Origin of the sequence: Alteromonas sp. KS69, assembly GCF_003989595.1 — a bacterium.
Lineage (GTDB): Bacteria > Pseudomonadota > Gammaproteobacteria > Enterobacterales > Alteromonadaceae > Alteromonas > Alteromonas naphthalenivorans.
Genome location: NZ_PYHU01000005.1, coordinates 390812 through 406501 on the forward strand (window position 1 = coordinate 390812; position 15690 = coordinate 406501).

Annotated in this window: 15 protein-coding genes; 1 reads left to right on the forward strand and 14 read right to left on the reverse strand. The window is 43.5% G+C overall.

Going from position 1 to position 15690, the window contains the following annotated elements:
- From C7Y69_RS05070 to C7Y69_RS05100, 7 genes are all read right to left on the reverse strand, one after another.
- On the reverse strand, nucleotides 1-237 hold the full coding sequence (locus C7Y69_RS05070) for a hypothetical protein (protein ID WP_260563423.1): 237 nt from the start codon (nucleotides 235-237) through the stop codon (nucleotides 1-3).
- A 74-nt stretch (nucleotides 238-311) separates the two neighbouring features.
- Complete coding sequence (gene fliS / locus C7Y69_RS05075; RefSeq protein WP_126872003.1) at nucleotides 312-740, reverse strand: flagellar export chaperone FliS; 429 nt, start codon at nucleotides 738-740, stop codon at nucleotides 312-314.
- Nucleotides 741-758: 18 nt separating this feature from the next.
- The gene (gene fliD / locus C7Y69_RS05080) at nucleotides 759-2192 is read right to left on the reverse strand and encodes a flagellar filament capping protein FliD (protein ID WP_126872004.1); all 1434 of its coding nucleotides are present in this window, start codon (nucleotides 2190-2192) and stop codon (nucleotides 759-761) included.
- A gap of 24 nt (nucleotides 2193-2216) precedes the next feature.
- Complete coding sequence (locus C7Y69_RS05085) at nucleotides 2217-2705, reverse strand: flagellar protein FlaG (protein WP_126872005.1); 489 nt, start codon at nucleotides 2703-2705, stop codon at nucleotides 2217-2219.
- 89 nt (nucleotides 2706-2794) lie between these two features.
- A complete protein-coding gene (locus C7Y69_RS05090) occupies nucleotides 2795-3634 on the reverse strand; it encodes a flagellin (RefSeq protein ID WP_126872006.1) in 840 nt (279 codons plus the stop codon).
- A 732-nt stretch (nucleotides 3635-4366) separates the two neighbouring features.
- Nucleotides 4367-5218 carry a flagellin gene (locus C7Y69_RS05095; protein ID WP_126872007.1) on the reverse strand — a complete coding sequence of 284 codons (852 nt, stop codon included), beginning with the start codon at nucleotides 5216-5218 and terminating at the stop codon, nucleotides 4367-4369.
- Between the two features lie 660 nt (nucleotides 5219-5878).
- On the reverse strand, nucleotides 5879-6730 hold the full coding sequence (locus C7Y69_RS05100; RefSeq protein ID WP_126872008.1) for a flagellin: 852 nt from the start codon (nucleotides 6728-6730) through the stop codon (nucleotides 5879-5881).
- A 227-nt stretch (nucleotides 6731-6957) separates the two neighbouring features.
- Here C7Y69_RS05100 and C7Y69_RS05105 point away from each other — a divergent pair, with 227 nt between their 5' ends.
- A complete protein-coding gene (locus tag C7Y69_RS05105; RefSeq protein WP_126872009.1) occupies nucleotides 6958-7944 on the forward strand; it encodes a hypothetical protein in 987 nt (328 codons plus the stop codon).
- On the opposite strand, the gene flgL is transcribed toward C7Y69_RS05105, so the two are convergent.
- The 7 genes from flgL to C7Y69_RS05140 are packed head-to-tail and all read right to left on the reverse strand — an operon-like array spanning nucleotide 7921 to nucleotide 15653.
- Nucleotides 7921-9144: a flagellar hook-associated protein FlgL gene (flgL, locus tag C7Y69_RS05110; protein WP_126872010.1), complete on the reverse strand. Its 1224-nt coding sequence runs from the start codon at nucleotides 9142-9144 to the stop codon at nucleotides 7921-7923. The two genes, C7Y69_RS05105 and flgL, sit on opposite strands and share 24 nt — an antisense overlap.
- Nucleotides 9145-9150: 6 nt before the next feature.
- On the reverse strand, nucleotides 9151-11280 hold the full coding sequence (flgK, locus tag C7Y69_RS05115; RefSeq protein ID WP_126872011.1) for a flagellar hook-associated protein FlgK: 2130 nt from the start codon (nucleotides 11278-11280) through the stop codon (nucleotides 9151-9153).
- A gap of 17 nt (nucleotides 11281-11297) precedes the next feature.
- Nucleotides 11298-12248, reverse strand: coding sequence for a flagellar assembly peptidoglycan hydrolase FlgJ (flgJ, locus tag C7Y69_RS05120; RefSeq protein WP_126872012.1), 951 nt, complete (start codon nucleotides 12246-12248; stop codon nucleotides 11298-11300).
- Entirely contained in the window at nucleotides 12248-13360 is a 1113-nt protein-coding gene (locus C7Y69_RS05125) for a flagellar basal body P-ring protein FlgI (RefSeq protein ID WP_057793370.1), read from the reverse strand. Before C7Y69_RS05125 ends, flgJ begins: the two co-directional genes overlap by 1 nt.
- A gap of 20 nt (nucleotides 13361-13380) precedes the next feature.
- Nucleotides 13381-14061 (reverse strand): flagellar basal body L-ring protein FlgH, encoded by a 681-nt coding sequence (flgH, locus tag C7Y69_RS05130; protein WP_126872013.1) that lies wholly within the window; start codon nucleotides 14059-14061, stop codon nucleotides 13381-13383.
- 11 nt (nucleotides 14062-14072) lie between these two features.
- Complete coding sequence (flgG, locus tag C7Y69_RS05135; RefSeq protein ID WP_013785145.1) at nucleotides 14073-14861, reverse strand: flagellar basal-body rod protein FlgG; 789 nt, start codon at nucleotides 14859-14861, stop codon at nucleotides 14073-14075.
- A gap of 48 nt (nucleotides 14862-14909) precedes the next feature.
- Nucleotides 14910-15653 carry a flagellar basal body rod protein FlgF gene (locus C7Y69_RS05140; RefSeq protein WP_013785146.1) on the reverse strand — a complete coding sequence of 248 codons (744 nt, stop codon included), beginning with the start codon at nucleotides 15651-15653 and terminating at the stop codon, nucleotides 14910-14912.
- Nucleotides 15654-15690: the final 37 nt, after the last annotated feature.

A 15690-nucleotide genomic window follows, 5' to 3' on the forward strand; every position in this document is an offset into this window, starting at 1 on the left:
TTATTTATATTTCTTCACGGCGGTACGGCCTCTCGAAAATTTGACGGCGTCGTCTTTAGCATTCTCAAGCAAACCACGCGCCAGCTCTTCGAGCTTTTTATTGATAAATATTTCTTTTTTAGCGAATGCTTTTTTTTCTTCAGAGTTAAGACGGCATAAGAAGCGGGTAACGACCTTGTGGCGGAGTGAAATGAGTGTTTGAAAATCAGTTGTAGAAAACTCTTCACCGTTCAACATGAGACAGGCAGCCAACTTGGAATTGACTACCTTAAGAAAAAGCGGGGTTTTATTGTGATTAAGTATCGAATGCTTCACACAGCTTGACGTTTTTGACGTTGAGTTTCGTAAGCTTCCTGTTTAGCTTCTTCAGGAATCTGCACCCATGCGTCACGAATAGGAGTTATTAGGCTAGACACTTCATCTAACATTTTCAAGTCATTATTGACGTGCGCATCACCGAGTCGCTCGACCATGTAGTTATAAAGTGCAAATAAGTTTTCTGCGACCTCACCTCCAACCTCTACGTCAAGCGTATCTCGAAGGTGTATGATGATTGCACTCGCTTTAGAAATATACTCAGCTTTAACAATTAACTCTTTTCGTTCCATTGCACCTTTGGCGTAGGCGATACGATCTAATGCGCCTTGAAGCAGCATAAGAGTCAGCTTATGCGGGTCCGCAGATGCTATATCTTGTTTTAAGTTACCTTTGCGGTAAGCGTTTATGCCTTTAAGTGCCATAATATCTCCGAAAACTTCTTAGCCTAGCGAGGCAAGTAATGCTGAACTAGTCTGGTTTAGCTGAGCGACAGTTTGATCTAAATTTAGATACTTATCACGAAGAATTTCTTCATAGCTAAGCATTCTCAGTTCCAACGTCTCGCGCTCGTCGTACAAATCATCTCTATCATCTTTCGCTGCAGTTTCGCGTAAGCTAATTAAACCGCTGTATGAGGTATATTGATTAGCAAATTCATAAAGTCTAACCGCAACACCTTCATCGTCATCAGTAAATAGCGATGCTATTTCATCAAAGCTATCTTCAAGGGCATCAGCAAGACGATCTTCACCTGACCCCAATCCATAATCAGTGGTCCCGATTTCTAATTTACCATCGTCATCAAATTCAATACCTAATTGGAACAAGCCTCCAAGTGCAGATGCGCTGTTACTATCACCCACAATGCTGGCTAAGCCTGATTGAATGCCACGAAGTAGCGAATCACCCGCCAATGCACCATCATCTTCTAACTCTGACTCACCGTATTTTGTTAGTACGCCTATTTCGTCAATCAAACTATTATAGTTGTCTACGAAATCACGAATTTTTTTATCGAGGCCTTCTTTGTCGTAACCAATCTCTAATTTTGTAGAAAGGAAATCGCCAACAGCGTCTTTGGGCGAAATTTCGTTAACTTCAAAAGACACGTTTTGAATCGTATTTTCAAACTCATTCGATTCACTTTCAACCGCGATACCGTCTATATAGGCAATCGCATTTTGTGCAGATTCGATGTTCGCAGGGTCGATGCTACCTGCACCACCAGTGGTGGAAAGCCTATCTAACTCCGCGTTACCATTATCATTAGTAATCACCAAATCGTTGCCTGTACCCGTTTCGCTAGAACTAAATACTAAACGAGGGCCGGCAGCTGTGCCGGTATCGATAATGTTGGCAGTTACACCGAAGTTATCATCTGCGTTATTAATTTTTTCTCTGAGCGCGGTTAAAGAGGTACCAGCAGTAATATCAATCGTGAAGCTGTCGCTTCCGCCTACATCAAACGTAAGTGAGCCTGTTCCCGACGTTAAAACGGGATCAGAACTGGCGGTAAACGCACCATCGTCGGTAGTAATTCGGCTGCCTTGGGCTAATTGCTCAACCACAATATCGTACGAGCCACGAAGGGCCGAATTAGATGCTTCTGCAGACAGTACATCATCGTCTTCAGAAGGATTAGTAATCGTAGGTTCACGACCGTTAATGTCGTTATCGCTTCGTAGATCATCAACCGCATCTTTAAAATCAGAAAATTTGGATTTGATCTGACCTAAGCCTGAGATTTCCGCTTCAATCTGTTCTTCTTTTGCATTCAACCGATCTTCTTTCGGCTGACGTTCAGCAGTAAGAAGCTGTTGAACTAGGTCGTCAAGTGCTAAACCTGAACCTACCCCTAATGATTGAATTGTCATACTTTACCTCGTTAAACACGGTTGCTAGACGCGATTGTTAATAAATACCCCTACACTGTCGCCAACGTCTTGCTGCAAATCTTGAATACGTTCAGCAAGCGCTAATACTTCTTCAGAGGGTATTTGTCTTATTACATCACCAGACTCAGAATCTTTTACCGTAACAACCGAGCGCTTAGTTTCGTCATCAATAGAAAACGCCAAATTCCTATTTTGCGTTTGCAAGAATGATTCTACCTCTTGAACTGCATTCTCTAGCGAAGCTTGATTCTCTATTCCAGACTCTTTATCGGCCGGAGCATTAGAACCTTGAGGCAAATTTTGTACACTAGATACATCATTTTTTAGTGCAGAATTGGTTTGACTACTGTTCGCTTGCTGTTGGCCAGCACTATTGTTTTCGCTGTCGTTGCTCGCTTTCGCTGAGCTCTCGTTTGGTGCTACTTTAGACACAGGTGCTGACTCAGAAGCTAATGCAAAAGCCTGACCAGTTTGATTATTTACAATTTCCACTTATTTCACCCCCCTTTTGAAACGACAAAACGGGCCCTTGCAAGTAAGCAAGCACCCGTTACATTCCAACTAAGGTATTAAATTATAGCTTATCCAAGCAAAGATAGCGCAGTTTGAGGGCGCTGGTTTGCTTGACTTAGTACAGAAATAGATGCCTGCTGAATAATCTGATTACGTGTCAGATCTGCAGTTTCAGATGCAAAATCTGTATCACGAATCTGAGAACGTGCAGATGACAAGTTCTCACTGATATTGCTTAGGTTACGAATAGTTGATTGGAAACGGTTTTGAAGCGCACCCAGGTCAGCTCGAACCGCCCCAATACCTGATATTGCAGCGTCTACGTCAGATAGAAGCGAAGACGCACCATCAGCTGTGGCAACACTGTTAGTAGTAATGCCCAATCCAGTCGCACTAAATCCATTGATAGAACCTAAATTACCGCTTGATAAATTAACAGAGATAGTTTGGCCCGCGTTTGCACCCACTAAGAAAGATGCAGAAAAATTTCCATCCAATAAATTTACACTTCCGAACTGCGTATCTGTCGCAATGCGTGAAATTTCAGTTCTAAGCGCCGACACTTCTTTTTGAAGTGCTAAGCGGTCAGCTGAAGAGTTAATTCCATTTTGTGATTGAACTGCTAATTGACGAATACGCTGTAAGCTAGACGTTACTTCGCTTAGCGCACCTTCAGCAGTCTGTGATAATGAGATAGCATCGTTAGCGTTACGAACAGCTTGGTTCAAACCTTCAACTTGGGACGTTAGACGGTCAGAAATTTGAAGACCAGCAGCATCATCAGCCGCACTGTTGATACGAAACCCCGATGACAATCTCTCAAATGACGTGTTCAATTTATCACTTACGTCAAAAAGCTGACGTTGAGCGTTAATTGATGACACATTAGTATTTACAAATAAAGACATTAGATTACCTCCTAGGGATTCAATGATGCCTGTGCTATCATCAAACCCTTCCAGTTCAAATTAGCTGGGTCACTACTCCCGACTAACTTCCTCTTGCAAAGTAAATTACATTACCCCTCAACAATAGGTATCGGCCAAGTCTTTAGCTTCTTTAGTTTTTTTTTGATTTTTTTTGATTTTTTTTTCAAATAAATTCAAAGAATATTTAAGCTATTGATTTATAAAAATTAATTATCTTTTTATTTTTAAGTCTTTTTGTCTTTTTAGCCATTAAATAGACACAGATGCTAATCAATTAGTGATAAATCGATTCACATTTTGGCTGACAACATTTATTTTGAAGGTAATGCGGCATCGTTAGGTTTAACAATGATTCGTAGGTTTGACATATTAAATGAATACACTTGGCATGGAAGGTGCATTTGTATTTGTGAATCATTAATTTTGCTCAAGTTAATGATTTTAGTTTGGCAGGGTGTTTCGGCTTAGAATAAAAAAAAGGCCGAGACATTAAATCTCGGCCAATCTGCTCACGTTAGGAGATTGAGCAAATACTGTTTCAGTCGGCTGGCAGGGTTTTAGTAGGATAAACTGGCCTCTCAACCAACACTTCTACACTCTCAGTCCTGTTAGTCGGCGCTTTATCAAAGGGGGCGGCCTTAAATGGCCGCCATTCCTTCATTAGGGGATGGCCTCTCAACTCCTTCCCAATTAAAACGCCTTATTTACTTCTTACCCTAGTAGTGACAATGCCGCTTGTGGACGTTGGTTTGCCTGGGCAAGGATAGTTGTACTTGCTTGTTGAAGAATCTGGTTACGGCTCAACTCTGCCGTTTCGGTGGCAAAATCTGTATCTTTAATTCGTGATCTTGCCGCTGATACGTTCTCAGAAATATTACTTAAGTTTCTGATTGTTGACTGGAAGCGGTTTTGAAGCGCACCCAAGTCTGCGCGAAGACCACCTATTGCAGATATCGCATTATCCACTGACCCAAGTAGTGCCGATGCATTCGTTTCTGTTAATACGTCATTAATTCCACCAGTGATCCCCAAACCTGTTGCACTAAAGCCGTCAATGCCTGCGCGGCCCAATGCTTGTGTCGACAAGTTAACAGATATGGTTTGTCCTGCGTTGGCGCCAACTAAGAAGCGAGCTGAAAATGCGCCAGATAGCACGTCTACGCCAGCAAACTGTGTTGTGGTAGCAATACGTGAAATTTCAGTACGAAGTGCCGACACTTCTTTTTGAAGCGCAAGTCTATCCGCAGAAGAGTTAATACCATTTTGCGATTGGATGGCAAGGGTACGAATTCGTTGTAAGGCAGTCGTTGTTTCTTGCATTGCGCCTTCAGCAGTTTGCGATAATGAAATCGCATCGTTTGCATTACGTACCGCTTGGTTTAGGCCTTGAACTTGCGAGGTCATACGGTCAGTAATTTGCAGACCTGCAGCATCATCAGCGGCGCTGTTAATTCTAAAACCAGATGATAAACGTTCAAATGCAGTATCTAAGTTATTGCCTGTTGAAAACAACTGGCGCTGCGCATTAAGCGATGACACATTAGTATTTACAAATAGACTCATGAGAGGTCTCCTAACAGTTTAAGTTTTGCGCTATTGATTTTATTATTTGCGCGAGTTAATTAAATATTTTGGCATATCTTGTGCTTCACATAATTGTCAGGATTTTATTCTGACGCTTTAGCGGGTCACTCCCGGTGAAGCTTGTTACACAGAGAAGGAAACTTCTCTTTTGCTGACTGTCGGGTTTGTTGTTCCAGACCTCAAACCTCTCACTACCTCCTGGCTTCATTCTCGCCAGTCAGCAGCCCAATCAGCAAACTTAACTCTTTATCGACTTACCTCACTATTTCCTTTAGAACTTTATGAAAATAATTTTTATGATTTTAAGCTATTGATCTCCTGACAATAACTAAAACCTAGCAGTCAATTAACACTCTTTAAAACACCATAAACGTATTACTTTTATTAATTGTTATAGGTCTTAAAGAGAGGAAGTAATGTTTACCTTCCCTTTGTTATAGTTATCGTACCGGTTATCCATTTACTTTAGGTTTTTTTGATCTTTTTGATAAACCTATTTAGTTCAATAACTTAATTCGCTGAAATAAAAAAAGGCCGATTAAAAAATCGGCCTTTTTGAAATTAAATCACTGTGGAACAACTGAGGTTAAAGGTTCACTACCTCCTGGCCCCATTCTCTCACTATTATCAACTAGAGTATTAACCTAGAAGCTGTAGTGCCGCCTGTGGACGCTGATTCGCCTGAGACAACACGGTAGTGCTCGCCTGCTGTAGAATCTGGTTACGGGTCAAGTTAGCAGTCTCTGTGGCAAAATCAGTATCTTTGATTTGCGAACGTGCCGCAGATACGTTTTCAGAGATGTTACTTAAGTTACGAATAGTAGACTGGAAACGGTTTTGAAGCGCACCTAGGTCAGCACGAAGGCCACCTACCGCTGAAATAGCCGTATCTACACTAGCTAGCATGCTTGATGCGTTTTCACTGGTAAGTACGTTATTGGTGCCACCTGTAATTCCCAAGCCAGTCGCACTGAAACCGTTAACACCAGCATTTGCCAATGGTTGCGATGAGAGGTTTACAGAAATCGTTTGACCAGCGTTTGCACCTACCAAGAACTTGGCAGAGAAGTCACCTGACAATATATTTACACCAGCGAACTGAGTCGTTGTTGAAATACGCGATATTTCAGTTCTTAATGCAGATACTTCTTTTTGAAGTGCTACACGGTCAGCAGAGCTGTTGATACCGTTCTGTGATTGAATTGCTAGTGTACGAATACGTTGAAGAGAAGTCGTCGTTTCAGACAACGCACCTTCAGCAGTTTGCGATAGTGAGATCGCATCGTTAGCGTTACGTACCGCTTGGTTAAGACCTTGAACTTGTGAAGTCATTCGGTCGGTGATTTGTAGACCTGCGGCGTCATCTGCAGCACTGTTTATACGGAAACCCGAAGACAGACGCTCAAAAGACGTACCCAAAGAATTGCTTACATCAAATAATTGACGCTGAGCATTCAATGAGGAAACATTGGTATTGACGAACATAGACATAAAGTCTCTCCTACACTCTCAGTCCAGCGTGAGCTGGCTGCCGGGGATCCGGCTATTACAATTTTAATAGTCACCAATACCTGAGGGGTAATGATGAACTGGCTCTCTCAGTGTTTGTATCGACATAACAGCAGTTCCCTTTAGAATTATTTACAAAAATTGCCGTAGTGCGGTATAAAATTGCCGTTTAAAATTACATAACAGACGGTTTTTAAAAGGGTATTAGCGTGAATATAAATTTGAAGATTAACGCGGTTGAGCGAATTTCATCGGAAGGTGAGCACTGCGCGTTTACTGATTTAATCGAAAATCCCTTCGACAATAGTCGCAAATCACTACTGTGCTGCTATCGACGAGCCTTGAACCATATAAGCCCAGATGGCGTTGTAATTGTCTGCAAAGAGAATATTGATTCAGGGGCGAAAACTTACCAGCGACTGGCACTACCCTCTTGGGATTTACGCGATCCAAAATTTTGTTTTGATGGACGAAAGTTAATCATCACAGCCTACGCTAAGCACAAAGACGCAAATACGGGCGCGGTAACTACTAAAATGGTGAGTTACTTTTCTACCACGGGAGATTCTTGGTCAACACCTCATTTTTTTGGGCATTCCGGTTGGTGGCTTTGGCGCATCACATGGAACAAGGACAAAGCTTATGGTTTTGCCTATAACCGCAAAAGTCAAAGAATTGATTTGTATGTAGGCAACCCACGCAAACAACTTTACCTTCAAAAGAAAGGCGCTATTTCTTTTGAGAAGCACTCATTTGGCTACCCAAATGAAAGTCATATATTGTTTGATGATACTGATAAAGCAACGGCGATTGTACGCCGAGATGCTGATAGTTTCAGCGCCAAACTAGGTGTCTCATCTCCGCCCTATACCAATTGGAAATGGCACGATTTGAAACAGTACGTTGGAGGGCCGGTTATGTTATCACTTACCGAAAATACGTATGTGGTAGCAGGCAGAAACTGGGATGGTAAAAGTCTGACAACGGCAATTTGGTTACTTTCATCAACTGACTATTCGCTGAAACTTCTGATGACCTTACCGAGTAAAGGAGACAATAGTTACCCGGGGTTAGTATGGCAAGACGACACGCTGTATGTCTCTTATTACTCAGATCATATCGATAACCAAACCCGAGTATATCTTGCTACATTGTCAGGGATGAATAGCCTATTAAATGAAGTTAAACAGGGATAAATTAGACACTTGCGGAAAAGTAGCCAATGCCGCATTGAGTGCCGTTTCTTGTTTGGCAAATTCCGTAGAGGCCTCTGCATAATCAACATCTTGGATTGATGAACGGGATGCCTTTGCTGCAATTTCCATATCAAGGTTACTTTCGTAAGTCGATTCAGCGATATTTAGACGGCTACCTATAGAGGCGCGTTCTAGAGATATTTTTTCTAACCCATTATCTAACCCAACTAATGAGTCGGCAATGGCTTCTTGCAGCGCACTATCATCAATGGTGCTATCCATAAGTATGGTTTGAATTTCATGAAGCGATTGAGCCATACTCTTTTTCTCAGGCGCATCCAAAGAAAAATTAATGGTATCGCCAACGGCAGCACTCGCTTCAAACTGCATACCCTTGATAGTAAATGGGCTACCGGAAGTGTAGCCAACCGTTCCCACAACTGCACCTGTGCCTGTATTAGTTAACTGTGCTTCTCCCGATGCTAAAAACTCCACTTGATAGTCATTATTAGCACTGGTCACTGGGTCATAATTCTTATTGAAAAAGGTATCAAACGTACCTTGTTCTTTTACCACTGTGTTTTGTAAATCGGCTACTGTACTGCCGGTTACTGAGAAATCAAAACGGGATAGTACGTTCTCAAAAACTTCATAACCGTTGCTGGTAGATTGTATCTTTGAGCTAGACGATAACTGAATAAAACTTACACCTGCATCACCTGAAAATGTAATGGCATTTCCTGATGATGCGGGGTTGTAGGTAAAGGCTTGGTTCGCAGATTGATAACCTGCATACATGTAATTGCCATCGGCATCTTGCGTATTCATTAAGTCGAATATTTCCAACTTAATTTGTTCTAACTCAGCCCCGATAGCGCGTTTGTCAGGGTCATCAAGAATACCCGAGCCTGCTTGAACGACTAATGTTCTAGCACGGTTAATCGAATTAGTAATATTCGTTAGCACTGCTTCTTGCTGTTCTAAAGAGCCTGTTACCAAATCATTATTTCGTTGAAATTGCGTCAGCCCATCAAGCTCTTCGGTCAAGCGCAGTACCTTTGCAGCGCCCACAGGATCGTCTGCCGGCGTAATGATCCGCTTACCCGTCGCTAACTGCTCTTGCGTTTTAACCAAATTTTCTTGGTTTTCCATAATGGAGCGAATGCTTTGGTCGTAAACTTGACTCGTCGATATACGCATAATCTGTTACCTCGCCGCACTTAGAATAGTATCAAACAACTCTTGCGCTGTACTTAAAATTCGTGCTGCGGCAGAATAAGACTGCTGAAACTTAACCAGGTTTGCCGCCTCTTCATCTAGACTTACTCCAGATACTGACTCAAACCAATTTTCTGATTGGGTTTTCATTGCCTCTGCTGCAGTTAACGAAATGTCAGCCATGGCTGCGTCTTCACCAATCCGCCCTACCATAGATGCATAGGCATCTTGAAAAGTACGTTGCTGGTTGGTTGATTCACTGCTCACTTGCACGAGGTTCTCATTCTGCAACGCTGCGATCTCAAGTGCATTACTGTTGTCGTTGAAACCATCAGTGTTGTAACTAATAGTAAAACTATCACCTGCTTTAGGTACGCCATCTAAACTAATGTCATAACCTGGGTAGTCATCCAGTGCCGAAAACGCTGCAGGCCAAGCGGGGCCGCTCCCGCTAGATTCAGCCTGTGCTAATAAATTGTTTAAGTTAGTTGCACCTGTGACATTTGTGATCACATTTGGAGGGGTTTCTCCGTCAAGCACTTGGTAACTATCTTCTGCGGTAAAGACGATTTGTGATGGTGCTCCAACAGTACCACTAGGAGAACTTGATAAATTATGTATTCCACCTGCACCGTCAAATGCAGATTGTTCAGTACCACCGCCGACTTCTGTGTTAGTTATTGCTATTGCACTAACATTAGCACTACCTAAATTTGTTGCATCCGCTTGTGCTCTTACCGGAGCAGCGAACGCCAGATCTTCAGGTCTATTGGTAGCTAACTCAATGGACGATGCAATCGTTTTTGTAGGTCGCATCAAAAATTCATCGCCAACAGCATAAGTTGCTGTACCACCAAACTCTACTTCAATGCCCCCTGGTAATTCATTGAACCCACTCGTCACCGTATAGTTTGAATAGACAAGATCATTTCCAGAGCCATCTTTTTTAGGGGTTCCGTCTGGGTTTAAGAAAGTAACTTCTATCTCGCTGGGAACACCACCCGCTACTGCAGTAACCTCAATTTGATAATCAGCATCGGTGAGCTCTGCGCCCTTTCCAGCTATAAGCTGTCCGACTACTTGATAGTCTCCGCTGGTATCCTCTGTTTCTAAGCCTCTGAAAGTAGGAATATCAAAAATGTTACTGCCTAGCTGACCATCTAAATCCATTCCCAGCTTATTTTGAGCATTCACGGCATCAGCAAAAGCAACAGAAAGCTGGCCTACATCACGCATTGCGCTGCCAAGCACTTCATTTCTGTAGCGAAATAACCCACCTAAACTGCCACCTAAGTCACTTTCTACAACACGAATAGTGGCATCGTTCTTTGTTTGCGAACCAAAATCTGTTTCTAACTTCAGTTCTTTAGTGGTTAGGTCTGCACTGGTGCTCACTTCAAATAAATTAAATGCACCGTTTTCTAGTATTAGCGATTCGCCGGTGGTCAAATTCACGGTAATCGCACCGTTTTGACTTTGACTGTCTTTCACATCGATAGCCATAATAGAGGCAAGCTCTTCGACGGCGGCATCTCGTTTATTCATTAATGCGCTGGGTTCGTCGCTAGTGTTGTTTCCTTTGGCAATCACGATGTTTTTGTTGAGTTCGCCAATAGAGCTAATCAAGCTATTGGTTCTGTTCACCAAAGAGGTGACTTCAAGGTTAAACTCTTCTTCCTTTTCCACCATGTAATCTGACAGGGTTTTCATACGTTGATACAGCGACTCTGATTTCCCTAATACCTGTTCACGAGACGCTAAGTTTGTGGGGTCGTCTGAGGCAGTTTGTACCGCTGCAAAATAGTCACTAATGCCTTTAGATAAAGAGTTTGCCTCACTGGCTAAAAGGGTATCAATCGCTGAAGTTTTGGAAGAAAAAGCCTCTAGCTCACCTACCGAAGTTATATCGCGGCGAAGCTGGTTTTGCGCAAATACATTTATAATTCGCTCTGTATTTCCGATTTCAACACCGAATACATCACTGTTAACCAGCTCGGTGCGTTCACGTACGTACCCAGGCGTATTTACATTGGCAATATTATTACTGGTAGTTTGTAAAAGCTTACTACTGGCGTTTACACCACTGGTGGCTAGGGAAAATAAATCAACTGCGCTCATATATTAAACCCCTCTTCTTACGGCATTAAGCCGTTAAGCCTATCGCTGTGGTAAACCGCCATGATTTTACTGGCGTAGTTAGGATCCGTAGCATATCCAGCGCTTTGTAGTTCTCGCGTATAACTGTGTGCATCTGAGGCTCGTTCCACCGCTTGCTGATAACGGGGCTGAGTGGTAATAAAACGACCGTAGTCATTAACCGCCTCTTCCAATGACGCATAAGAACGAAAAGCTGCTTTTTGCTTTTGTGGAATACCGCTATTAAATTCAAGTGTGTCGACAACCGCTTGCTCGCCTTCCCACTTCGAGTTCGCTTTAATACCAAAAAGATTGTGCGAACTTTCACCGTCGGCATTGTGAATAACGAACTTACCCCAACCTGTTTCGACCGCAGCCTGCGCGATAATGGCTTTAGCATCCATACCGTACTTTTCAGCCACTTGTTCAGCGTAGGGGCGCAGAGTTTCAACAAAATCTTCAGGGGTATCGAACATGCTGTCTTTTGCGGCTGATTTCACCCCTTTAGATTCAGAAGCGAGCACGGTTTCTTGCGCTTGCTCTACAGCGACAACACGGTCGCGGTTCAACGAATTCAAGTTACCATCACTACGAATAACGCTGGCAGGTAAATAACTGTCTTCGGATTGGCCCATTTGTTTAACGATAATGTCAGCCAACCCCATACCGCCACCTGCCGTTAAATCGGTTGCAAGCTGTTGGTCGTGCATGTCGCGATAAAATTTAACTTGTTGAGAATTGAACGGGCTGTCTTCATCTGCTAGGGCGTCTTGCGCTTTACGCATCGACTTCAGCATCATTTGCACAAATATGGCTTCAAATTGTTCAGCCGCTTCTTGCAATACACTTTCATCACCCGAAGCAATGGCCTCGCGCATTTTATTAATACTGCCAAGATCGTGAACATTGCGTGCCATATCAAGCTGATTTTTTGAGCTGAATGCTTCCATTAGATGATCACCAATTCACCATGTAACGCACCGGCCTGCCTTAATGCTTCTAAAATCGCCATTAAATCACCAGGTGCAGCACCCACTTCATTAACCGCTCGCACTAGCTGATCAAGTGTCACTCCCGGTTCAAAAGAAAACATGCGACTGTCTGATAAATCCACATCTACAATCGACTGTGTCGTTACCACCGTTTCACCATCTGCAAACGCATTAGGTTGGGTAACTTGTTGGTTTTCTGAAATTGTCACCGTTAATCCACCATGGGTAATAGCGGCTGGCAGTAGACGCACGTCTCGACCAATCACAATCGTACCGGTACGACTATTGATGACAACCCGCGCAGGCGCATCAGCCGGCGTGAATTCAAAATTTTCTAGTGTGGCCAAAAAGCCCACTCGCTGACCAACATCTCGTGGCGCTGATACACGTACTGACGCGGCATCAATGGGCGTTGCTATGGAATACCCTTTTTCTGGCTGTGCGCCTAATCGCTCATTAATCACATCAGCTAATGCCTTTGCTGTTGAAAAATCAGGGTAATGCAAGTTCAGTGTTAATGAATCGCCATTGGCAAAACCGCTTGGTACGGTTTGCTCAACCATGGCACCATTTGGAATACGACCAACAGTAGGCGTATTCACCACAATTCGCGAACCATCGCCACCTTGAGCACCAAAGCCACTCACTACCAAGCTACCTTGCGCTACTGCATACACTTTGCCATCTACCCCGCGAAGAAACGTTTGTAGAAGCGTGCCGCCTTGCAAACTACTCGCTTCACCTACTGACGACACGGTAATATCAATGGTTTGCCCTGGCTTAGTAAAAGCCGGCAATTCTGCGTGAACAGCCACGGCTGCCACGTTCTTAATTTTCGGTTTGGTGTTGGAGTCTAAGCTAATACCGAAGTTACTTAACATGGTACGGAAGCTTTGCTCGGTGAAAGGACTTTGCTCGCCGGTGCCAGGTAAACCTACCACTAGACCATAACCTACTAATTGGTTACTTCTCACCCCTTGGATACTTGCCAAGTCTTTGATGCGTTGTGCATTAGCATTGTTAGACAACACCAATGTTAATGCGATAAGTACCACTGAAAACAAACGCATAATGATTCTCCTAGCCCCGCTTAAAGCGGCCACCATGATGATGTGAAAAACTTCGTTAGCCAGCCTTTCTCTTGCGCACTGGCAAATGAGCCCGTTCCGCTGTACTGAATTCTGGCGTTGGCGATTTTGGTCGATAGCACTTCATTTTCGGGGCTAATGTCAGATAAGCGAATAATGCCCGTTAAACGAATATATTCATCGCCATGATTTAAGGTAAGCCACTTTTCGCCGCGAATAACCAAATTGTCATTGGGCAGCACTTCCACTACGGTGACCGAGATATTTCCCGATAAACTATTGCTTTGATTTGTTGCGGCATCACCTGCGAAGTCGTTTGAAGAACTAACGCCAAGCTGAACAGATTGGCCGCCAATATTTAACGCTTGCCCGCCTAATCCGGTGATTGTATCTAAATCAACCGTGGTGTCTTTTGATGTAGATGTACCCGCTGATTTACTCGCGTTGGTATTTTCACTTAACGTAATGGTAATAATGTCGCCAACCCGTCTAGCCGTCATATCTGAGTATAAGCTATTAGCCATATAAGAGCGGAACAGCGAACCATCTTCTACAATCTTCTCGCGAGGATAATCAGGTACCACTGGGGCAAACGACGGGTCGTTTGCTTGAACCGGTGGCTGGTTAGTGCTTGCACAACCTGCCATTATTGTCACTGAAAGAAAGAGTCCGAGAATTCGCATAACATTACTCACTAAAGTTGCTGAATGACTTGCCCAAGCATCTGATCCACCGACGAAATCACTTTCGAGTTCATCTCGTACAAACGTTGACTTTCAATCAAATTAACCAGCTCTTCGGTCACATTCACGTTACTGGTTTCTAGCGTACCTTGTGCAATAGTGCCTATACCTTGAAGGCCTGGCACACCTTGAATAGGTGCGCCACTTGATGCGGTTTCAACGTAGAGGTTCTGTCCTATAGGCTGAAGGCCAGTTGGGTTAATGAAGTCTGATAGGTTCATTTGGCCAAGCACTTGCGGCTCGGCTTGACCACGAATTGACACGCTAATTTCACCGTCTTGTGAAATGGTAATTTGCTGCGCATCCTCTGGAATTGCCACTTCAGGTTGGAGTAAAAAACCCGCGCCAGAAGTCACTATCTGACCTTGATCGTTCATTGAAAACTGACCATTTCTTGAGTAGGCAATGGTGCCGTCAGGCTGCAATATTTCAAAATAACCGCGCCCCTGAATAGACATATCTAACGCATTATCCGTGGTTAGCAAGTTGCCTTGGGTATGTGCTTTTTGTGTTGATACCACCTTTGAACCAGAACCTAACATAAGGCCAGAAGGTAATTCGGTATCAGCTGATGAGCGGCCACCAGGTTGGTTTATATTCTGATAAAGCAAATCTTCAAAAATTGCTCTGTCTTTTTTAAAGCCTACCGTTGATGCGTTAGCCAGGTTGTTCGATACCACCGCGACATCTGTTTGTGCGGCATCAAGACCTGTTTTACTTATCCACAATGCTGGGTGCATGGCGACCTCCTAACCTTTAAAGTTCGTATAACAAAATTGTTAACTATTCTATAGAATGCGCAGTAATTGGTTGCCGCGAGCATCTAGCTCATCAGCTTGCTTCATCATCTTCACTTGAAGCTCATAGTGGCGCTGAAGGCTTATCATATTGACCATTTCGTCAACGGCATTCACGTTCGAGCCTTCCAACATGCCAGACATTACTTTCACACCAGCACTTGCTGGGGCTACCGTGCCGTCTTCCATTCTAAATAAACCATCAGTGCCTCGTTCCATATCGGCATAGTTCGGCTTAACCAGTTTCAACCGGCCAACATCTTCAATTACATTTTCTGGCGCGCCAAGCTGTCTCATTGACAACGTGCCGTCCATACCGATATCTAAATTATCTAGCGGCACAGGAAGGAAAATTGGACCGTTATCGCCTAAAACGGGGCGATTGTGCACATCTGTCAAAATACCGTCGTCACCAAGCTTAAAGTTACCGTCACGAGAATAGGCTTCTTGCCCATTGTCATCTTGAACGGCAAACCAGCCATCGCCTTGTATCGCAACGTCTAAATCACGACCCGTTTGAATCATAGGACCTGATTCATAGTTGTTTGACGGACTTTCGGTCATTGAAAAAACGCGAGACGGCAAACCTTCGCCGTAGGCAGGCATTGACCTTGCCTGTTCTAACTGAGCTCTAAACCCAGTTGTTTGCGCGTTAGCCAAGTTATTGGCACGAAGCCCAGTACCTAAAAGGTCTTGAGATGCACCACTGGCAGCAATGTAGAGAAGTTTGTCCATGACTGACTTTTGACTCTGGTTAAACCATATACAGGTT